Source organism: Streptomyces sp. NPDC091279, assembly GCF_044757465.1.
Taxonomy (GTDB): Bacteria; Actinomycetota; Actinomycetes; order Streptomycetales; family Streptomycetaceae; genus Streptomyces.
This window is the reverse complement of the sequence record NZ_JBIVVA010000014.1, coordinates 104,535-125,682: the sequence shown is the minus strand read 5'-3', so window position 1 is coordinate 125,682 and position 21,148 is coordinate 104,535. Positions and strand designations below refer to the sequence as shown.

Here is a 21,148-nt window from a genome sequence, read left to right as displayed (position 1 = left end):
TTTTCTTTTCCACGGTCACCGTCAGGCCTGCTCCAGGGCAAGCCGCCCGGTCCCCGCCGGTGCCCTGACCTCCCGGTCCCCGGCGGCCAGCGCCCAGGGCGCCGACGGGTCGTCGCAGCTCGCGCACAGGGTGCCGTCCTCGGGGGTGACGGTGAAAGTGACGTCGCCGACCGCCACGGTCACGTGGGCGCCCGGGGCCAGGCCGAACGCGCGCAGGGTGACGCCGTCGGCCAAGTCGTAGTCGGGCCGGTCGCACACCGCGCCGACCGGGATCACCGCGCCGGGCCGCACCAGCAGCGGCACGCTGAGGAACCCGTGCCGTTCCCGCGTCCAGCGGGGGCCGGTCACCGTCTCGCCGGTCAGGAAGTGCGTCCAGGTGCCCTCGGGGACGTAGTAGGTGACGTCACCGTCGTCGTCGAAGACCGGGGCGACCAGCAGATCGGGGCCCAGCATGTACTGCCGTTCCAGGTGGGCGCAGCCGGGGTCGGCCGGGAACTCCAGGACCATCGCGCGCATCATCGGCACGCCCTCGGTGTGGGCGGCGCGGGCGGCCTCGTGGAGGTAGGGCATCAGGGACAGCTTGAGGCGGGTGAAGTGGCGCAGCACGTCGACGGACTCCTCGTCGAAGTGCCACGGCACCCGGTAGGAGGAGGAGCCGTGCAGGCGGCTGTGCGAGGAGAGCAGGCCGAAGGCGACCCAGCGTTTGAAGAGGGCGGGGGTGGGGGTGCCCTCGAAGCCGCCGATGTCGTGGCTCCAGAAGCCGAACCCGGACAGGCCGAGGGAGAGGCCGCCGCGCAACGACTCGGCCATCGCGGCGTAGGTGGACTCGCAGTCGCCGCCCCAGTGCACCGGGAACTGCTGGCCACCGGCGGTCGCCGAGCGCGCGAAGACGACGGCGTCGCCCTCGCCCCGGTGTGCGCGCAGGACGTCGAAGACGGTCCGGTTGTAGAGGTGGGTGTAGTAGTTGTGCATCCGCTCGGGGTCGGAGCCGTCGGACCAGACGACGTCGAGGGGGACCCGTTCGCCGAAGTCGGTCTTGAAGCAGTCGACGCCCTGCGTGAGCAGCGCCCGCAGTCTGCCGGCGTACCAGTCGCGGGCGGCGGGACTCGTGAAGTCGACCAGGGCCATGCCGGGTTGCCACAGGTCACCCTGCCAGACGCTGCCGTCGGGGCGGCGCAGCAGATGGCCGAGTGCCTTGCCCTCGGCGAACAGCGGGGAGCGCTGGCCGATGTACGGGTTGATCCAGACACAGATGTGCAGGCCGCGTTCCTTGAGGCGGGCGAGCATGCCCTCGGGGTCGGGGAAGACGCGTTCGTCCCATCGGAAGTCGCACCACTGGAACTCGCGCATCCAGAAACAGTCGAAGTGGAAGACGGAGAGCGGCAGTTGGCGTTCCCGCATGCCGTCGATGAACGACGTCACGGTCTCCTCGTCGTAGGAGGTGGTGAACGACGTCGACAGCCACAGCCCGAACGACCAGGCGGGCGGCAGGGCCGGGCGGCCGGTGAGGGCGGTGTATCGGCGCAGGATGTCCCCGGGGGTGGGCCCGTGGATGACGTAGTACGTCAACTCCTGTGTCTCCACGCTGAATTGGACCTGGGAGACGGCTTCCGAGCCGACCTCGAAGGAGACCTTGCCGGGGTGGTCGACGAAGACGCCGTAGCCCGCGTCGGTGAGGTAGAACGGGACGTTCTTGTAGGCCTGTTCGGTGGCGGTGCCGCCGTCGGCGTTCCAGACGTCCACCACCTGGCCGTTCTTGACCAGCGGGCCGAAGCGTTCGCCGAGGCCGTACACGGATGTGCCTACGCCCAGGGCGAGTTGCTCGCGCAGATAGTGGGTGCCGTCGGCGTCCCGCATGATGCCGATGCCCTTGCGGCCGCTGCCGGTGAGGAGGCGGCCGTGAGCGAGGAAGTCGACGTGCCAGGGGCCGGTGCGGGGGAAGCGGACCGACAGGGCGCCGGAGGTGAGGGTGGCGCCCTCGTCGTCGTAGCTCGCCCGGGCGGTGAACTCCTCGTGGTGCAGGGCGAATCGGGGTCGCGGTGGCTCCGCGCCGGTGAAGTGGGTGAGGGTGATGCCGATGACGTCGGGCAGCGGGGCGTGGGCGCGGATCGTCACCACCGGACCCTTCAGCAGGTCGCCCCGGTGGCGGACGGGGTGGGTCGGCGCCTGGATCTCCAGGGTGCCGTCGCCCGCGATGACGTCGTGGGCGACGGCGGGGTGGGCGGCGGTGACGCCCGCGCGCGGCAGCCAGTAGCCGTCGGTGAACTTCACGTGGGGGGTCCTTACTTGACGGCGCCCACCGCGACACCGCGGGTGAGCGTGCGCTGGAAGACGAGGAAGAACACGAGCGCGGGCAGCACACCGAGCAGGGCCGCCGCGTTGGTCATCGTGGCGTCCATCAGCCGTTGCCCCTGGAGGACGCCGAGGGCGACCGAGACGGTCTGCTGGTCGTTGGAGATCAGCATGACCAGCGGCAGCAGGAACTCGTTCCAGGTCCAGATGAAGAAGAAGACCAGCAGTACCCCGAGGGCCGGGCGGCTGACCGGGACCACGATCCGCCACAGGATCTGCCAGGGACCGGCGCCGTCGATCCGGGCCGCCTCGACGATCTCGCGGGGGAACCGGCCGAGCACCGACGCGAGCAGATACGTGCCGAACGCCGCCTGGATCACCGTGAACACGATGATCACGCTGAGCCGGGTGTCGTAGAGGCCAACTGCCTTGCTGAGGTAGTAGATCGGGTAGACCAGCGCCTCCTGCGGGAGCATGTTCGCCAGCACGAAGAACGCCAGCACCCAGGCGCGGCCCCTGATCCGGCCGATGCCGAGGGCGTACGCGTTCAGCAGCGACAGGACGACGGCGAGGACGGCCACCGAGCCACTGATCAGCACCGAGTTGAACAGCTTCCGCCCGTAGTCGACCCGGGTCCAGAAGTCCTCGATCCCTTGCAGATAAAGGCCGTTGGGCATACTGAGCGGGCCGTGCGCCGCGTACTCGGCCGGTGACTTGACCGCGTTGACGGCGACGATCAGGAACGGCACCACCATGAACAGCGCGGCCAGCGAGAGGGCGATGAGCACCGGGTAACGGCGCAGGGCGGCCTTGGCGGTCATGCGCGGCCTCCTTCCTCGGCGTCCTCGGCGCGGGTCTGGAGGCGCAGGGCGAGCAGGGACAGCGCGAGGATCAGCACCGTGAGCACGGTGGAGATCGCGGCACCGTAGCCGACCTGCGTCTTCTCGAAGAACGTCGAGAACGAGAAGTACGACGGCACATCCGTGGCGCCGCCTGGCCCGCCCTTCGTCAGCACGTACACCGCGCCGAACACCTTGAGCGCGGCGATCGTGCACCAGGTGAGGACCACCGAGATCTCCGGGCGGATCTGCGGCAGCGTGATGTGCCAGAACCGGCGCCACCAACCCGCGCCGTCCAGTTCGGCCGCCTCGTACAGCTGCGGGTCGACGCGTTGCAGGCCCGCCATGAACACCACCAGCGGGAACCCGATCTGCACCCACACCATCACGCCCATCACGCTGTACAGGGCGAGGTCGGGGTCGCCGAGCCAGTCCTGCTGCCAGGAACCGAGCCCGACCGCCTGGAGCAGGGCGTTCAGGGAGCCGTCGTCGGGGGCGAGAATCCAGCTCCAGACGATTCCGGCGACCGCGATCGGCAGCACCTGCGGCAGATAGAAGCAGGCCCGCAGCACGGCGGCCGCGCGTGCCCCGACGTGCTTGCCGACGTAGTCGAACAGCGCGGCCGCCAGCACCAGACCGATCCCGGTCGGCACCAGCGCCATCGCGACGACCATGGCCAGACTGTGCCGGAACGACGCCCAGAACTCCGCATCCGCAAGCAGCGCACGGTAGTTGGCGAGCCCGGTCCACCGCGGCGTGCCGATGCCCTGCCACGCGGTGAAGCTGACGCCGGTGTTCATCAGGAACGGCACGACGACCACGGCGAGGAAGGCGAGGACGCCGGGGAGCAGGAAGAGGGCGTAGGAGTCACGGGGGCGGGACCGGCGCGGGCCGGGGTGTGCGCCGACGGCCCGCGTGCCCCGTTCGACGGGGGCCGTCATCGCTGCGGTACGCCCTTGTCGTACGCCTGTTGGAGGGCGTCGAGGTAGGCGTCCGGTGTCGCGCCGCCGGTCATCAGCTTCTGCGTCTCGGAGACCAGGACGTCGTAGAAGCCGTTGACCGGCCAGTCCGGGTAGAAGGCGAGGCCGTCGCGGGCGGAGAGGGTACGGAAGTTGTCGATCAGCGACTGTGAACGGGGGTCGGTGATGGCCGAGGGGTCGGCGGCGACCGGGATGCCGCCCTGGTTGCCCAGCAGGTTCTGGATCTTCTTCGACAGGGTGATGTCGATGAAGTCGTAGGCGAGTTGCTTGTTCCTCGCGTTCTTCGGAACGACCCAGAGGTTGCCGCCGGAGCCCAGGGTGAGCTTCGAACCGGGCCAGAGTCCGCTGTCCCAGGCGAAGTTGGCCTCGCTCCGGAAACGCCCGTACCACCAGCTGCCGGAGAACAGGATCGGCGCCTTGCCCTGAATCCAGGACACGCCCGCGTCCTCCGCCTTGGCGCTGGTCGTCTTCCTGCTGAGGTAGCCCTTCTTCACCCAGTCCGCGAAGGTGCGCGCCGCGTAGGTCCAGGCGGCGTCATGGAAGTCCGTCTTCCCCCGGTACAGCTGGTACGCGTCCACCCACGAGCGGTCCGCCTTCGACAGCGCCAGCTGGTACAGATACTGCTGGGCCATGTACTCGGCGCCCGCGTTGGCGAGCGGGGTGATGCCCTTGCGCGTGAACGCGTCCATGGCGGCGGTGAGTTCGGCGAACGACGTCGGCTGGGCGACCTGGTACTTCGTGAACAGGTCCTTGTTGTAGAAGACCATCGTGTACTCGGCGTAGTCCGGCACCCCGTACCAATTCCCGCTGCCCATCACGCCGTTGGTGTCGTACCGGCTGGTCGTGCGGACGGCCGCGCTCAGCTTCTTGTCCCAGCCGCGCCTGCCCGCCTCGGCGGTCAGATCGGTCAACAGCCCTTGTTCGGAGAGCTGTCCGGTGGTCGCGTTGCCCTTGTTGTACTCCATGAGGTCGGGGGCGTCGGAGGAGTTGAGGACCATGGGCGCCGTCTTCTGGATCTGCTCGAAGCCCTTCTCCTCGAACTCCACCTTCACGCCCGGGTGTTGGGCCTCGAACTCCTTGATGGCCGCGTTCCAGGCCACCCCCATCGCGCTGTCGGGACCCTCGTAGTGCCAGAGCCGCAACGTATGGGCGTCACCGGAACCACTGCCCGAGCCGCCGCACCCGCCGAGCAGCAGGGCGCCGGAGAGCGCCACCGCCGTGCACGCGGTCGCCCGCCGCGCCGTTCGCCTTCGTGCCGTTCGCCTTCGTACCGTCAACATCCAGTTCCTCCAAGGGAGTCGGATGGGTATCGGGGCGTCACGCGGGGTTCGTCGGACCGTTCCGACGCGTGACGTCGAAGCGCTTCGACGGGGCAACGTAGGCGGGCGGAGGGGATCACGTCAATGCGGCGGACGCGGCGAAACGGGGTGGGGGCGGGGGAGGTTCAGCGGGCGCGTGCGGTGAGGGAGACGGCCAGGGCGAGGGCCGCCGCGCTCACCGGTACCGCGAAACCGGCGCCCGGCGTGAGGTGTTCGGCCGCCCACCCGCCCGCCGCCGAACCGCAGGCGATGCCGCCGAGGAGACCGGTCACGGCGAGGGTCAGGGCCTCGTTGAGGCGGCTGGGCGGGGTGCGTTCACGGACCAGCGTCATCGTCGTGATCATGACCGGCGCGGTCGCCGTGCCCGCGATCAGCAGCGCGAGCGCGAGCAGGACGAGGGAGCCGGTGAGGGTCGCCGCGAGCGACGGCAGGGTCAGCAGGGCGGCCATCGCGGCCACGCACCACGGCAACCGGCGCGCGGCCGGGCCCCTTGTCCGCACCGCCCCGAACACCAGCCCCGCCGCGCACGATCCGGCCGCCTGGAGCCCCAGCACGACCCCGGCCGCCGCCCGGTGCCCCCGCTCGTCCGCGAACGCGATCGTCACCACCTCCATCGACCCGAATACCGCGCCCAGCGCCAGGCAGAGGGCGAGCAGCGGCGGTATGCCGGGGGAGCGGACCGGGGATCGCGTGCCCGTGCCCGGGTGCGCGGGCGGCTCGGTGGCGCGCCGCGCGGCGAACGCCACCACACCGGTGAGCAGCAGCACCGCCCCCACCAACGTGCCCGCCTCCGGGAAGAACGTCCCGCACAGGAAGGCCGCGAGGACCGGGCCCAGCATGAAACACAGCTCGTCGGCGGCCTGTTCGAAGGCCTGCGCGGTGTGCAGGGCGTCGTCGTCGCCCGTGAGATGGGCCCAGCGGGCGCGGGACATGGCGCCGGTGTTCGGGGTGGTGGCGGTCGCCGCGTAGGAGGCGAACAGCGTCCAGGCGGGCGCGTCGTACCGCACGCACAGCAGCAGCGCCAGCGACCCGAGCACCGCGCACACCGTCGCGGGGACGGCGATCCGCGCCTGCCCGTACCGGTCGACCAGCCGCGCGATCCAGGGCGCGACCACCGCCGTCGCCACGAGCCCCGTCGCCGTGACGGCCCCGGCGAGCGCGTACGACCCCCGCACCCCGGCGATCATCACGACCGCGCTCACACTGAACATCCCCATCGGCAGCCGAGCCACCACCCCGGCCAGCGCGAAACCCCGCGCCCCCGGCAGCCCGAGCAGCCGCCGATAAGGCCCGGGCGGACGGCAGTTGGACGAAGAACGTGGAGTGAGATCAACGATCACCAGGGCATCGCCGGTGACGGTGTGAAGCCGCGTGGGAGCGGGACCGGGGCCCCGGGGAGCGGGCTCGGGATGAGGAGAGGGCATGGGAACCACGGTGACGCGGGGACGATCGCGAGGTCCAACACCTGTTGGGAGGCGATTCACACGGGCGGGTTGTGAATGCGGGAGGGGGGAGGCTCGCGTGGGCGCCGGGTGAGAAATCGCCGGGGCGGGCGGGGCCCCGGGAGGTAGGTTCGCGGGATGCCCTCCCACCTCGATCCCCGGTTGCTGCGGGTCTTCGTCGCTGTCGCCGAGGAGTTGCACTTCACGCGGGCGGCGGCTCGGCTGCGCCTCGCCCAGCAGGCGTTGAGCCGTGATGTGCGGCGCCTGGAACGGGAGTTGGACGCCGAACTGTTCGTGCGGAGCACCCGGCAGGTGGTGATGACGGCCGACGGTGAACGTCTGCTGCCGTACGCCCGGCGGGTGTTGGCGGCGCAGGAGGAGTTGCTGGCGGCGTTCGCCGAACCCCGCCCGCTCCTCGTCGACCTGAACTCCCCGGGCCTGGTCACCGGCCGCCGCGTCCTGCACCGGGCCCGCGAACTCGCCCCCGACTGCGAGCTGATGGCCCGCTTCGAGAGCGGTCTCACCGGCGCCGCCACCGAACTCGTCGCCGGACGCCTGGACGCGTCGTTCGGCCGCTTCGCCGGTCTGGAACCGGCGCTGCGGGACCGGCTCGACCATCAGCCCGTCCGGTTCGAACCGATGGCGATCGTGCTGCCCGAACACCACCGGCTGGCCCGGGCGGAACAGGTGCCGCTGGCCGAGCTGGCGGGCGAGACGGTCTACGCCGGCGCGGGAAACCCCCGCACCCCCGAGTGGACCGACCTCGCACGACAACTCTTCAAGGACCGAGAAATCACCCTCGCACCCCCGGCCCCACTGGCCGTAGGCCCCGAAGAATTCCAACGCCTCATGACCAAGACGGGTGCACCGGTCCTGGCGGTGACGGACTTCCCGGCGCTACCGGGGATGGTGGTACGGGGGTTGGTCGATCCGGTTCCCTGGTCGCTCGTGTCCCTGGTGTGGCGAAAGGGGCTGACGCACCGAGGACTTGAGGCGCTACGCCGGGCGGCGGCGGAGCTGACCCAGGCGGAAGAGTGGCTTCGACGACCGGTCGAGGGCTGGATTCCCCCCGTCGACCTGCGCATCCTCCACGCACACAGAGGAAACGGGGCGGGAGCGCCGGAAACCGTGACGGGCTGATGCGCGTCCGAGGGCTCCGACGCGTCCTCGGCCGGGAGGCGACCGACGACATGGCACCCACGGCGGGGCTGGACGGAGTGCCGTGTCACGCTGCCCTGCTGGCCTGGCCGACGGCCCGGGCATGGCCAGTCACACCGTGCGGGAGCCGAGAGTTCCCGCCGATTCGCCGAGCGTGGCCGCGTTCCGTGCCGAGGCGGCGCTCACGGAAGGACCGTACTTCTGCGGCGAGGAACCCCGCTTGCTCAGGTGACCCCCTGCGATCTGGCCCAGTCCGAGTCTCTTCCACGGGATCATCGCCAGGGGCATCCAGCTGAAGCCGATGGCGAACACGGCGGTGAGCGTGGTGAGTTTCTCCGGCAGGAGGCGGCCGGCCTGCGAGACGAGCAGTGACAGGGCGAGTACGTAGGCGTCGAAGACCAGCAGGGCCAGCAGTGTGCGGGCGGCGGCGCCGGGGCCGACCCTCGGGGTGGTGTCGTTGCCCCGCACCATGCCGAACAGCACCACCGGCACGAACAGCCCGGTGCCGCCGCCGAGTGCGATTCCGCCGATGACCAGGGCGTTGCGTCCCGCGTCGGGGACCACTGAGGCCAGCGCCGCCGTGTCGAGCAGGAGCGCCACCGCGGCGAAGGCACCCAGCACCGTGGTGGCCAGGACGACCAGGAATCCCAGTGCGAAAGCGGCGTTCGCGACGGAGGAACGCCGGGGGCGCCGCGCCGTCGAGTGGTCGGAGTTGGGCTCGGCCGACATGGACTCTCCCCCTTCCTGTGCGGGTCCGGTCGAGGATAACGGGTGGGCGGAACGCGAAGGGGCCTGGTGCTGACCCCGGACAGAGCCGATCCTCAGCAGCCCACCCGGGGCTCTGTAGGTGTCAGTCCCGGGCGGTTCACTACCTTTGCGCAGACTGAGAGCAGGCGGTCTACGTCCTTCGTGTTCGTTGCCGCTCCCATGGAGGCTCGGATCGCGCCCTGGGTGTAGGTGTTCAGTTGGCGGAGGTAGGTGTCCACGTCGGGTGGGGAGCCCAGGGCGAGGGCGTTGCGGATCGTGGTCGGGGTGAGGGCGTTGGATTGTTCGGCGGTGCCCGGGTTGCAGAAGCAGCCGGTGCGGATGCTGATGCCGGCTGCGGAGGCGGCCCGTTGGAGGATGCGTTCGTCGAGGGGGGTGCCGTCGGGGGAGAGCAGGTTGAAGGTCACCGTCGGGCCCCGGCCGACCGGGGTGGCGGGGCCGAGGAGGCGGATCGCGGGGGCGCCGTCCTGGTGGCGCAGGCCGGTCAGGCCGGCCAGCAGGTGTGCCGTGAGGCGGGTGGTGTGGTGGGCCAGCGCCGGGAGGCCGACGGCGTCGTGCCAGGCCGCCGCCGCGGTCACGTCGGGCAGGGCCAGGAAGGGCAGCGTGCCGTCCTCGAACCCCTCCGGCGGCGGCGAGGGGAGGTGCCATGCCGTGGACGCGGAGGACGCCCGGACCGTGCCGCCCGCGAACCACGGCCTGCGCAGCACCTCCAGCGCGTCCCGGCGGGCGATCAGCGCGCCGACGCCGGTCGGGAACCCCGTGATCTTGTACCAGGACAGCACCGTGAAGTCGGCCGGGACCGCTCCCAAGTCCAGCCGCCCCGTGGGGAGATGGGCCGCCGCGTCCAGCAGGACGTGCCAGCCGCGCCGCCGAGCCGTCGCCACCCGGTCCAACGGGTGCCGGATTCCGGTGGCGTTGGACTGGGCCGGGTACGCGAACAGGCCAGGACCCGACCGGTCCGACAGGGCGTCGAGGCACCCGGTGAACTCCTCCTCGTCGGTCTCCAGGGCGTCGTTCAGGGGCACCGCCGCGAACGGGGCCCCGGCGCGCTGCGCGTAACACCGCATGCCCAGCACGGAGTTGTGGTTGTCCGCCGAGAACGCGAGCGGGGTGGCGGGGCCGAACGGGTAGGACTCGGCCACCAGCCGGACCGCCGCCGTGGCGTTCGCCGTGAAGATCACCACATGCTCCTCGGGGGACGCCCCGCACAGCCCGAGGACCGCCGCCCGCGCCTCCGCCACCAGCCGGGTCGACGCCCGCGACGCCGGGCTCGCGGAGTGCGGATTGCCGAACACCCCGGTCATCAAACGCCGTTGCTGCCCCCGCACCAGGGACAGCGGGGGTAACGCCGCGCCCGTGTAGTCCAGGTACGCCTGCCCGGTGGCGTCCAGATAGGGGAACTCCGTCGCGCGCAGGGCGTCCACGGAACACGCACTGTTCATCACTCACCTGCTCGATCGCTGACGTACGCCGTCATATCCCCCCAATCTACGGTCACGGCCTGGTCAAGTGGGCTTGCTGGGCAACGCCGTTGTCCGACCCGTGCGAAAATCGGCCCGTTGCTGAAGTGAACAGCGAGCGGGCCCACGGGGAGCAGTGCGATGAGCAAGCGGCAGATCCAGAAGATGCTGCGGGAGATGGCCGGGGGCCAGCCCGTCGAACTCACCAGTCCGATGTCCTCGGTGAAGAAACTCTCCCGACTCGCCTTCATCGCCCAGCAGTTCGGCTACGAGTACGTCGACGCCCGGCACACCGGCGCCCGCAACAACGTGCTGAAGCTCGTCCTGGTGCCCGACCCCGGCCCGCAGGCCCGCGCCCGCGCCGCCCAGAACTGGGCGCAGTACCCGAACGCCGCCGACGGCGTCTCCCTCCCGCCGCTGGTCCCGGACGCCCTCGAACTCCTCAAGGCCCGCATCCAGTTCGACCTCACCGGCAAGAACGCGCAGAAGCGGATGGGGTACGGCGTCCTCGGCGTCACCGTCGCCTCCCTGATCCTCGCGCTGCGGACCGGCGGCGAGGCCATCGACTTCGCCGCGGCCGGTGTCCTGTGGGCGCTGTGCCTGGTGATCCTCGGCATCGGGTACCTCGTCACCCGCGCGCGCAACACCAAGTTCGCCGCCCGCCTCCAGGCCGCCGGGTTCACCCCGGTCCAGGACGAGACCGGACGCGTCCGCTATCTGCCGCCCGGCGCCCAACTCCCGGGCCAGCAGAACCCGTTCGCGACGACCGGCCCCTACGGCCAGCAGCCCCACCAGCAGCCGCAAGCGCAGCAACAGCCCTACCCGCAGCCCTACTCCCAGCAGCCCGGACCGTACGGCCGGCCCCAGCCCCAGCCCCAGCCCCAGCCCCAGCCGTACCCCCAACAGCCCGCGCCCTACGGCCAGCCCCAGCCCGGCAACCACGTCCCCCCACAGCAGCCGCAGGCCCCTTACGGGTACCCCCAGCAGAACCCCGGCCAGGCGGCCCCCGGCCCCTACACCGCCCCGCCCCCGCCGCACCCGCAGACCCCGCCGCCCCCGCAGGCCCCCTACGGGTACCCCCAGCAGAACCCCCACTGGCAGCCCCCGCAGCGCTGACCGCGCCGTCGACCCGCGGCGCGGGGACCTCCGCCCCGGACCTCTCACCCCCGCACCCCCCGAGGTGAGAGCGAAGTTCCCTTGCGGTCACCGGGAACCACAGGGCCGAAACGCGGTGTTCCTACCGTCGGGAGGAACCCGTCCAGGACCCCCGTGGAGGCGCCATGACAGCCCCGAGCCCCCGTTCCCCCGCCCCCGGCCGCTGGATAACCGAGTGGGACCCGGAGGACGAGGCCTTCTGGAAGGAGACCGGGGAGCGGGTCGCCCGCCGCAACCTGCTCTTCTCGGTGCTCTCCGAACACATCGGCTTCTCGATCTGGACCCTCTGGTCGGTCCTGGTGCTGTTCATGGGCCCCGAGTACGGGCTCACCCCGGCCGACAAGTTCCTGCTGACGTCGATGGTCACGCTGGTCGGCGCGGTCGTCCGGGTCCCGTACACGTTCGCGGTCGCGATCTTCGGCGGACGGAACTGGACGATCGTCTCGGCGGGGCTGCTGCTGGTGCCGACGGTCGCCGCGTTCGCGGTGATGGAACCGGGGACGCGCTTCTCGACGTTCCTCTGGGTCGGTCTGCTGGCCGGGATCGGCGGCGGGAACTTCGCGTCCTCGATGACCAACATCAACGCGTTCTTCCCGCTGCGCGAGAAGGGCTGGGCGCTCGGCCTCAACGCGGGCGGCGGCAACATCGGCGTCCCCGTCATCCAGCTGATCGCCCTCGCCGTGATCGGCGCCGGGGGCGGGCCGCGCGTGCTGCTCGGCGTCTACATCCCGCTGATCCTGCTCGCCGCGACCCTCGCCGCCCTGCGCATGGACAACCTCGCCTCCGTGAAGAACGACACCGGCGCCGCCCGGGACGCCGCCCGCGACGCCCACACCTGGATCATGGCGTTCCTCTACATCGGCACGTTCGGGTCGTTCATCGGCTACGCCTTCGCGTTCGGGCAGGTGCTCCAGGTGCAGTTCGGGCGCACCCCGCTCCAGGCCGCCTACCTCACCTTCATCGGCCCGCTGCTCGGCTCGCTGATCCGGCCCGTCGGCGGCCGGCTCGCCGACCGCTTCGGCGGCGCCCGCATCACCCTCGTCAACTACCTCGGCATGGCCGCCGCCACCGCCGCCCTGATCGGCGCCGGGCTGGCGAAGTCGCTGCCGCTGTTCGTCGCCGTGTTCGTCGTGCTGTTCGCCCTCAGCGGGCTCGGCAACGGCTCGACGTACAAGATGATCCCCGGCATCTTCCAGGCGAAGGCCCGGGCCAAGGGGCTGACCGGGGAGGAGGCGGCGGCCTGGGGGCGGCGCCTGTCGGGCGCGTCCATGGGGCTGATCGGCGCGGTCGGCGCGCTCGGCGGCGTCGGCATCAACCTCGCCTTCCGGCAGTCGTTCCTCAGCTCCGGCACCGGCACCGGCGCCTTCGTCGGCTTCCTCGCCTTCTACGCCGTCTGCACGGCCGTGACCTGGGCCGTATACCTTCGCCGCACCCCTGCCCCGGCCGAGGCCACGGCGACCACCCCGGCGCAGCAGCGGCTGAACTACGCCGAGGTGTGACGTAACGTCGGCGACATCAGCGCGAACCTGGCCTGTCACGCGCCGTTGACAGGCTCGTTCGCTGTCCGGGGCCGCCGGACGCACGGCACGATTCCAAGGCACGGCACGACTTCCAGCCGGAACGAGAGTGATGGACGACGACGGACAGCAGCGCCCCGAGCCGCCCGGCCCCCTGGCGGGCTTCACCGTCGGGGTCACGGCCGCCCGCCGGGCCGACGAGCTGGGCGCGTTGCTGACCCGGCGCGGCGCGGCCGTCCTGCACGCCCCCGCCCTGCGGATCGTGCCGCTCGCCGACGACAGCGAGCTGCTTTCCGCGACCAAGGGCCTGATAGACCGGGCCCCGGACATCGTCGTCGCGACCACCGCGATCGGCTTCCGGGGCTGGATCGAGGCCGCCGACGGCTGGGGGGTGGGCGAACCGCTCCTGGCACGGCTGCGCGACGCCGAGGTGCTCGCGCGCGGCCCCAAGGTCAAGGGCGCGATCAGGGCCGCCGGGCTGACCGAGCAGTGGTCGCCGTCCAGCGAGTCCATGGCCGAGGTGCTCGACCGGCTCCTGGACGAGGGCGTCGACGGCCGCCGCATCGCCGTCCAGCTGCACGGGGAACCGCTGCCCGGGTTCGTCGAGGCCCTGCGCGCGGCCGGTGCGGAGGTGGTCGGGGTCCCGGTGTACCGGTGGCTGCCCCCGGAGGACATCGGCCCGGTCGACCGGCTGCTCGACGTCACCGTCGCCCGCGGCCTGGACGCGCTCACCTTCACCAGCGCGCCCGCCGCCGCGTCCCTGCTGAACCGGGCCGAGGCGCGCGGTCTGCTGCCCGACCTCCTCGCCGCCCTGCGCCACGACGTGCTGCCCGCCGTGGTCGGCCCGGTCACCGCGCTGCCCTTGCAGGCGCACGGCATCGACACCGTGCAGCCCGAACGGTTCAGGCTCGGCCCGCTCGTCCAGGTGCTGTGCCGTGAACTCCCGGGCCGGGCACGGGTGTTGCCGATCGCCGGGCACCGGGTGGAGATCCGGGGGCACGCGGTCCTGGTGGACGGCGCCCTCAAACCCGTACCGCCGGCCGGGATGTCCCTGCTGCGGGCCCTGTCCCGACGGCCCGGCTGGGTGGTCGCCCGCGCCGAACTGCTGCGGGCACTGCCCGGCGCCGGCAAGGACGAGCACGCCGTCGAGACCGCGATGGCCCGGCTGCGCACGGCACTCGGGGAGCCGAAGCTGATCCAGACGGTGGTCAAACGCGGCTACCGACTCGCCCTGGACCCCTCGGCCGACACCAAGTACGACACCGTCTGAACGCCGGTCAGGGCACGGCGCGTCGACCGTCGAACGTCGGCCACCAGTGCGGCCGCCTGCGGGGCCGTCGGTGGGGCCGCCTGCGGGGCCGTCGGTGGGTTGATCGACAACGGCCTTGTGGTGCGGGGGGTTTCGGGGGCGTGGCCGGGAAGGCACTGTAGGGGAGGAACGGTTCCTCGTCCCCCTTCGCCGACATTCCGACTCGGGCAACTCCTAGGCGGTGGCAGGCATATGGCACTGGGTACGGTCACGGCACCCTACGAGCTGCGCTTCGACGCCGGGCGGGTCTGCCTCGACCTCCTCGCGACCACGCACCCGGAGGAACGGTTCGACTCCGTCCCGGTGCTGCGGGCCTGGATCGCGGGCGCCGGACTGGTCCCGCCGGGCACCTCGCTGGCCCATGTCGACGCGTCCTGGCCGGGTGAGTTCCGTGAACTGCGCGCACTGGTCGGGCAGTTGGTGCGCTGCGGGCTCGGCGGTGAACCCCGGCCCGCGTCCCGCGCCGTGCTCGCCCGGGTCAACGAGGCCGCCCGCACGGCACCGCCCGCGCCCAGCGCCGTACTGGCCGAAAGCGGGGCACTGGTACGGGAGTTGGCGGCGGCGCCGGAGTGCGCGGCCCTGCTCGGGGCGATCGCGCGGGACACCGTCGAACTGCTCACCGACCCCGTCGCGCGGGCCGGACTGCGCCAGTGCGCCGGGGACAACTGCCCCATCGTGTACGTCGATTCGTCCCGGGGCCGGCGCAGGCGCTGGTGCTCGAGCGAGGTCTGCGGAAACCGCGAAAGAGTGGCCCGGCACCGTCGCCGGGTCGCGCTCACCCGCGCCTGACTGTCCGTGATGCGCCCAATGTGCGTCCAGGGGTTCGGAGTTGTCGAAGTGATTTCGACAACATTCGGTTTGCCGTCGGCGGCTCACGCGCGCGCGAAGCCCGTTCTGTCGTGTGGTGGAAATGTAAAGAATACGCAGTGGGAATGTGCGCTCATGTCCCCCTCGTCAGGACACCCGGAAGGAAACTGTCGTCCCGCGTTGAACATGACACGCGTCACCCGCGTACCTCTGGGCGAGCGACCGACTGGGGGAACCCCCGGACATCGGAGGTGGGCGTGCGCAAGGATTCCGTCGTGGCCAATGAACGTGGATCGAGGGCCCGACATCGCATGTCCCAGCCCTCGGAGCCAGATGAGGAGTTGATGCGTGCCCTTTACAGGGAACATGCCGGCCCCCTCCTTGCGTATGTCCTTCGACTGGTCGCCGGAGACCGGCAGCGAGCAGAAGACGTCGTGCAGGAAACACTCATCCGTGCCTGGAAGAACGCCGGACAGCTCAATCGAGCGACCGGATCGGTACGCCCCTGGCTGGTGACGGTCGCGCGCCGCATCGTCATCGACGGCCACCGCAGCCGGCAGGCCCGGCCGCAGGAGGTCGATCCGTCGCCGCTGGAGGTCATCCCCGCGGAGGACGAGATCGACAAGGCGCTGTGGCTGATGACGCTGTCGGACGCGCTCGACGACCTGACCCCGGCCCACCGGGAGGTGCTCGTCGAGACGTACTTCAAGGGGCGTACCGTCAATGAGGCGGCCGAGACCCTGGGGATACCCAGCGGCACGGTCAGGTCTCGGGTCTTCTATGCCCTGCGGTCGATGAAGCTCGCACTGGAGGAGCGGGGGGTGACGGCGTGATGAGTGTGTACGGGGGAAGCGCGGGATTCGGCACAGGTGGTACGGGTATGTCTGGTGCCATGCAGGGATCTCCCGGCCCGAACGAACACGAGACCGTCGGCGCCTACGCGCTCGGGATTCTCGACGACGCCGAGGCGACCGCCTTCGAGGCCCACCTCGCCGGATGCGAGTGGTGCGCCCAGCAGCTGGACGAACTCGCCGGTATGGAACCGATGTTGGCCGCCCTGGCCGACCTCCCGGGGGCCGGCACCCCCGCCATCGGCGAGTCCCTCTCGGCCCGGCCGAGCCCCCGCCTCGCCGAGAAGCTCGTCGTCGAGGTCACCGAGAAGCGCAAGGTCCGCAGCCGCCGCAGCCTCTTCGGGCTCGCCGCCGGCATCGTCCTGATCGCCGGCGGCCCGCTCGCCGTGTACGCGGCCACCAGCGGCTCCGGCGACTCCGGCAACGACACCGCCAACCAGGCCGCGGGGCCCGCGCAGGCGGCGTTCCAGACCATGGCGGACAAGAAGTCGGCCACCGACGCCACCACCCATGTCTCGGCGACCGTGGCCATGGAGAAGAAGGACTGGGGCACCCACGCGGTCCTCCAGCTCAGCAACGTCAAGGGCCCCCTCAAGTGCTCCCTCATCGCCGTCGGCAAGAACGGCGACCGCGAGACGGTCTCCACCTGGTCCGTCCCGAACTGGGGCTACGGCATCAAGAACGCCACCCGCGCGGAGGCCCGCAGCCCCCTCTACGTCCATGGCGGCGCCGCCTTCACCCCGAGCGAGATCGACCACTTCGAGGTCATGACGTTCACCGGCAAGAAGCTGGTGCAGGTCGACGCGTAGGTCCGCCCGGACCGGCATCTCGCTTCCGGGGCCCCCTTCGCGTACGGTTGACGGCTGCCCAGCACGTCAGAAGGGGGCCCGGTGGCCGCTCAGGCTCAGTCGTCCGTGGTCGGTTCGGTCCAGGACTCGGTCCGGGACCGGGAGATCGGCATCGAACAGGTACACCTGGACCGGGTGTACCGGCGCCTTGAGGAGAAGATCCACGAGGCCGAGTTCCTGATGCACGACGCCGCCCAGCGCGGTCAGGTCGGCACTCCGGGAGCGTTGGCCGAGCGGGACGCGCAGGTCTTCCGGGCCGGCATTCACCTCAACCGCCTCAACAACGAGTTCGAGGACTTCCTCTTCGGACGCATCGACCTGCTCCTCGGCAAGGACGGCAAGAAGGGCCCCGACGGCGCCTACACCGCCGTCGAACCCGCCGAGGGCGCCGTGCGCGAGGACCGCACCGCCGACATCGCCGAGACCCTGCACATCGGGCGCATCGGGGTCCTGGACTCCGAGTACGCGCCGCTGGTCATCGACTGGCGGGCCCCGGCGGCGGCGCCGTTCTACCGCTCCACGCCGGTCGACCCCGGACGCGTGGTGCGCCGCCGGGTCATCCGCTCCAAGGGCCGCCGGGTCCTCGGCGTCGAGGACGACCTGATGCGCCCCGAGCTGACCGCCTACCTCGACGGCCGTGAGCTGTCCGTCATCGGCGACGGCGCCCTGATGGCCGCCCTCGGGCAGGCGCGCGGCCACACCATGCGGGACATCGTCTCCTCGATCCAGGCCGAGCAGGACCTCGTCATCCGCGCCCCCGCCGCCTCCGTCACCTACGTCGAGGGCGGCCCCGGCACCGGCAAGACCGCCGTCGCCCTGCACCGCGCCGCCTACCTGCTCTACCAGGACCGGCGCCGGTACGCGGGCGGCATCCTCATCGTCTCCCCGACCCCGCTCCTGGTCGCGTACACCGAGGGCGTGCTGCCGTCCCTCGGCGAGGAGGGCCAGGTCGCGATCCGCGCCATCGGCTCCCTCGTCGACGGCGTCGAGGCCACCCTCTACGACACCCCGGCCACCGCCCGCGCCAAGGGCTCCTCGCGGATGCTCAAGGTGCTGCGCAAGGCGGCCCGCGGTGCCCTGGAGCAGGGCGGCGCCCCCGACCGGCTCCGGGTCGTGGCCTTCGGCCGCCGGCTCGAACTGGAGGCGGCCGACCTCGAACGGGTCCGGCAGACCGCCCTCAGCGGCACCGCCCCCGTCAACCTGCTGCGCCCGCGCGCCCGCAAACTGCTCCTGGACGCCCTCTGGGACCGGTCCGGCGGCGCCACCCGCCACTCCGACCCGGAACTCGCCGCCGAACTGCGCTCCTCCTTCGACGAGGACGTCACCGACGAGGACAGCTTCATCGAGTTCCTGGACGCCTGGTGGCCCGAGCTGACCCCGGCCGGGGTGCTGGCCGCGATGTCCGACGAACGCCGCCTCGGCCGCTGGGCCCGCCGCATCCTGAACCCGGGTGAGGTGCGTCGGGTGGCCCGTTCGCTGCGCCGCGAGGGCAGCACCGCGCACGACGTCGCCCTCCTCGACGAGCTCCAGGCCATCCTCGGCCTCCCGGCCCGCCCCCGGAAGAGACGGGACCTGGACCCGCTGGACCAGCTGACCGGCCTGGAGGAGCTGATGCCGGTCCGTGAGGAGACCCAGCGCGAACGGGCCGAGCGGCTCGCCCAGGAGCGCGTGGAGTACGCGCACGTCATCGTCGACGAGGCCCAGGACCTCACGCCGATGCAGTGGCGGATGGTCGGCCGCCGGGGCCGGCACGCCACCTGGACGGTGGTCGGTGACCCCGCCCAGTCCTCCTGGTCCGACATCGACGAGGCCGCCCAGGCCCGCGACGAGGCCCTCGGCAGCCGCCCGCGCCGCCGCTTCCAGCTCACCGTCAACTACCGCAACCCGTCCGAGATCGCCGAGCTGGCCGCCAAGGTCCTCGCCCTCGCGATGCCCGGCGCCCAGTCCCCGAGGGCCGTCCGCTCCACCGGCGTCCGCCCCCGCTTCACCGCCGTCGACGACACCCTCGCGCGCACCGTCCGCGAGGAGGCGGCCCGCCTGCTCGACCAGGTCGACGGCACCGTCGGCGTCGTCGTCGCGATGAACCGGCGCGAGGAGGCCGCGCGCTGGCTGGCCGGGCTCGGCGACCGGGTGGTGGCGCTGGGCAGCCTGGAGGCCAAGGGCCTGGAGTACGACGCCACGGTCGTCGTCTCCCCGGCGGAGATCGCCGACGAGTCCCCGGCGGGCCTGCGGGTGCTGTACGTGGCGCTGACCCGGGCGACCCGGCAGCTGACGATCGTCTCCGGCGACCGCGACGACCCGGACCCGGACGGCGTCCCGGACCTGCTGCGCGACTGAGCGCCCGGAAGGGCCCAAGGATCTGCGGGAACGACCGAGGCCCGCACCGTCAGCTGACGGTGCGGGCCTCGGTCTTCGCTGACGACACCGGCCCGCCATGCTCGCCTCGCGGCAAGTGGTCGCTCGTAGCGACGAAGGTTGGGCCCGGGGGCTTGGATCGAGCCGGTGTCACGTCAACGGTAACAAACGATCCCCGCAAGGCAATTCCCGTCACGAGAGTTCGTGGTGCCGTCAAGGGTCAAAGTTTCGCCATCCGGACGAATCTCGTATAGTGGAAGCCGTTTTCCGAAATCAAGGCCTGTGGGGGAACGCCGAGCCCCGGTGTGTGAACAAAACGTCCGCAACCCAGGGTGGTTACCACGTACTCGGGGGTAGGTGCGACGATCGGAAGGCATACAGAGCTACTTACACAGCTGGCCTCATTTGGGGCTGGCGGTGTGGGCAGCTGACGAGCTACACGCCTACACGGTGAAAGCAGAGGGAAGTCGGCCATGGCTACGGCGCCCAGCGTCTCCTACTCGATGACGGTCCGGCTGGAGGTGCCCGCGAGCGGAACCGCAGTCTCGCAGCTCACCACCGCCGTGGAGTCCTCCGGAGGCTCGGTGACCGGCCTCGACGTCACCGCCTCCGGTCACGAGAAGCTCCGCATCGACGTCACCATCGCGGCGACCTCGACCAGCCACGCCGACGAGATCGTCGAGGAGCTGCGCGGCATCGAGGGCGTCACCCTCGGCAAGGTCTCCGACCGTACGTTCCTGATGCACCTCGGCGGCAAGATCGAGATGCAGTCCAAGCACCCCATCCGCAACCGTGACGATCTCTCGATGATCTACACGCCGGGTGTCGCGCGCGTCTGCATGGCGATCGCCGAGAACCCCGAGGACGCCCGCCGCCTCACCATCAAGCGCAACTCCGTTGCGGTCGTGACGGACGGCTCCGCCGTGCTGGGCCTCGGCAACATCGGCCCCAAGGCCGCGCTGCCCGTCATGGAGGGCAAGGCGGCCCTCTTCAAGCGGTTCGCCGGCATCGACGCCTGGCCGCTGTGCCTGGACACCCAGGACACCGACGAGATCGTCGCCATCGTCAAGGCGATCGCCCCCGGGTTCGCCGGCATCAACCTGGAGGACATCTCCGCCCCCCGCTGCTTCGAGATCGAGGCACGGCTGCGCGAGGCCCTCGACATCCCGGTCTTCCACGACGACCAGCACGGCACCGCCATCGTCTGCCTGGCCGCCCTGAAGAACGCGCTGCGCGTCACCGGCAAGGCGATCGAGAACATCGAGGTCGTCATGTCCGGCGCCGGCGCCGCCGGTACCGCCATCCTCAAGCTGCTGCTCGCGGCGGGCGTCAAGAACGCCGTCGTCGCCGACATCCACGGTGTCGTGCACGCCGGCCGCGCCGACCTGAAGGACGCCGACGCCGAGTCGCCGCTGCGCTGGATCGCGGACAACACCAACCCCGAGAACCTCACGGGCACCCTCAAGGAAGCCGTTCGCGGAGCGGATGTCTTCATCGGCGTCTCCGCCCCGAACGTGCTGGACGGCGACGATGTGGCCGCCATGGCCAAGGACGCCATTGTGTTCGCACTCGCGAACCCTGACCCCGAGGTCGACCCCGCCGTGGCCCGCGAGACGGCCGCCGTCGTGGCCACCGGACGCTCCGACTTCCCGAACCAGATCAACAACGTCCTGGTCTTCCCCGGCGTCTTCCGCGGCCTGCTCGACGCGCAGTCCCGGACCGTCAACACGGACATGATGCTGGCCGCCGCGACCGCGCTCGCCGACGTCGTCTCCGAGGACGAGCTGAACCCGAACTACATCATCCCGAGCGTCTTCAACGACAAGGTCGCGGGCGCCGTCGCCGGTGCGGTGCGCAACGCCGCCAAGGCCGCGGGCGTCGCGCAGTAACGCTCCTTCGGGCGGGGCGAGGGCTGTGAGGATCACCACCATGGCCCCCGCCCGGCGCGTCGTGGAACCCTGTCCCGGCGAGCGCCCCCTAGGGTGGCGGGCGCGCAGGCCTTCGGTGTCACTCCCCTAGGGTGCTCTCACGACTCCTACGAGTGCCGGATT

At 71.3% G+C, this 21,148-nt stretch carries 16 protein-coding genes; 9 read left to right on the top strand and 7 right to left on the bottom strand.

The window, feature by feature from the left end; all coding sequences use genetic code 11:
- Positions 1-21: 21 nt before the first annotated feature.
- The 5 genes from yicI to ACIQOU_RS31125 form a co-directional block, all read right to left on the bottom strand.
- Positions 22-2,271, bottom strand: coding sequence for an alpha-xylosidase (yicI, locus tag ACIQOU_RS31145; protein ID WP_401542083.1), 2,250 nt, complete (start codon positions 2,269-2,271; stop codon positions 22-24).
- Positions 2,272-2,282: 11 nt separating this feature from the next.
- Entirely contained in the window at positions 2,283-3,113 is an 831-nt protein-coding gene (locus ACIQOU_RS31140; RefSeq protein ID WP_401542080.1) for a carbohydrate ABC transporter permease, read from the bottom strand.
- On the bottom strand, positions 3,110-4,072 hold the full coding sequence (locus tag ACIQOU_RS31135; protein ID WP_401542077.1) for a carbohydrate ABC transporter permease: 963 nt from the start codon (positions 4,070-4,072) through the stop codon (positions 3,110-3,112). Before ACIQOU_RS31135 ends, ACIQOU_RS31140 begins: the two co-directional genes overlap by 4 nt.
- On the bottom strand, positions 4,069-5,391 hold the full coding sequence (locus ACIQOU_RS31130) for an ABC transporter substrate-binding protein (RefSeq protein ID WP_401542074.1): 1,323 nt from the start codon (positions 5,389-5,391) through the stop codon (positions 4,069-4,071). Before ACIQOU_RS31130 ends, ACIQOU_RS31135 begins: the two co-directional genes overlap by 4 nt.
- A gap of 164 nt (positions 5,392-5,555) precedes the next feature.
- Positions 5,556-6,854: an MFS transporter gene (locus ACIQOU_RS31125; RefSeq protein WP_401542072.1), complete on the bottom strand. Its 1,299-nt coding sequence runs from the start codon at positions 6,852-6,854 to the stop codon at positions 5,556-5,558.
- Between the two features lie 156 nt (positions 6,855-7,010).
- On the opposite strand from ACIQOU_RS31125, the gene ACIQOU_RS31120 reads away from it, so the two are divergent.
- A complete protein-coding gene (locus ACIQOU_RS31120) occupies positions 7,011-8,012 on the top strand; it encodes a LysR family transcriptional regulator (protein WP_401542070.1) in 1,002 nt (333 codons plus the stop codon).
- A gap of 129 nt (positions 8,013-8,141) precedes the next feature.
- Here the strand turns inward: ACIQOU_RS31120 and ACIQOU_RS31115 are convergent, their stop codons facing one another.
- Together ACIQOU_RS31115 and ACIQOU_RS31110 are read right to left on the bottom strand one after the other, a co-directional pair.
- On the bottom strand, positions 8,142-8,759 hold the full coding sequence (locus tag ACIQOU_RS31115) for a hypothetical protein (RefSeq protein ID WP_401542067.1): 618 nt from the start codon (positions 8,757-8,759) through the stop codon (positions 8,142-8,144).
- A gap of 92 nt (positions 8,760-8,851) precedes the next feature.
- Complete coding sequence (locus ACIQOU_RS31110; protein WP_401542064.1) at positions 8,852-10,237, bottom strand: aminotransferase class V-fold PLP-dependent enzyme; 1,386 nt, start codon at positions 10,235-10,237, stop codon at positions 8,852-8,854.
- A gap of 159 nt (positions 10,238-10,396) precedes the next feature.
- Here ACIQOU_RS31110 and ACIQOU_RS31105 point away from each other — a divergent pair, with 159 nt between their 5' ends.
- From ACIQOU_RS31105 to ACIQOU_RS31070, 8 genes are all read left to right on the top strand, one after another.
- On the top strand, positions 10,397-11,371 hold the full coding sequence (locus ACIQOU_RS31105) for a hypothetical protein (protein ID WP_401542061.1): 975 nt from the start codon (positions 10,397-10,399) through the stop codon (positions 11,369-11,371).
- Between the two features lie 164 nt (positions 11,372-11,535).
- The gene (locus tag ACIQOU_RS31100) at positions 11,536-12,909 is read left to right on the top strand and encodes a nitrate/nitrite transporter (RefSeq protein ID WP_401542058.1); all 1,374 of its coding nucleotides are present in this window, start codon (positions 11,536-11,538) and stop codon (positions 12,907-12,909) included.
- 130 nt (positions 12,910-13,039) lie between these two features.
- Positions 13,040-14,197 carry a uroporphyrinogen-III synthase gene (locus tag ACIQOU_RS31095; RefSeq protein WP_401542055.1) on the top strand — a complete coding sequence of 386 codons (1,158 nt, stop codon included), beginning with the start codon at positions 13,040-13,042 and terminating at the stop codon, positions 14,195-14,197.
- A 231-nt stretch (positions 14,198-14,428) separates the two neighbouring features.
- Positions 14,429-15,025 (top strand): CGNR zinc finger domain-containing protein, encoded by a 597-nt coding sequence (locus tag ACIQOU_RS31090; RefSeq protein WP_401542053.1) that lies wholly within the window; start codon positions 14,429-14,431, stop codon positions 15,023-15,025.
- A 329-nt stretch (positions 15,026-15,354) separates the two neighbouring features.
- Complete coding sequence (locus tag ACIQOU_RS31085; protein ID WP_010039908.1) at positions 15,355-15,876, top strand: sigma-70 family RNA polymerase sigma factor; 522 nt, start codon at positions 15,355-15,357, stop codon at positions 15,874-15,876.
- 59 nt (positions 15,877-15,935) lie between these two features.
- A complete protein-coding gene (locus tag ACIQOU_RS31080) occupies positions 15,936-16,703 on the top strand; it encodes an anti-sigma factor family protein (protein ID WP_401542050.1) in 768 nt (255 codons plus the stop codon).
- Between the two features lie 81 nt (positions 16,704-16,784).
- Positions 16,785-19,079, top strand: coding sequence for a HelD family protein (locus ACIQOU_RS31075; RefSeq protein WP_401542048.1), 2,295 nt, complete (start codon positions 16,785-16,787; stop codon positions 19,077-19,079).
- A gap of 491 nt (positions 19,080-19,570) precedes the next feature.
- The gene (locus tag ACIQOU_RS31070) at positions 19,571-20,986 is read left to right on the top strand and encodes an NAD-dependent malic enzyme (protein WP_401542045.1); all 1,416 of its coding nucleotides are present in this window, start codon (positions 19,571-19,573) and stop codon (positions 20,984-20,986) included.
- The last annotated feature ends 162 nt before the right edge of the window (positions 20,987-21,148 follow it).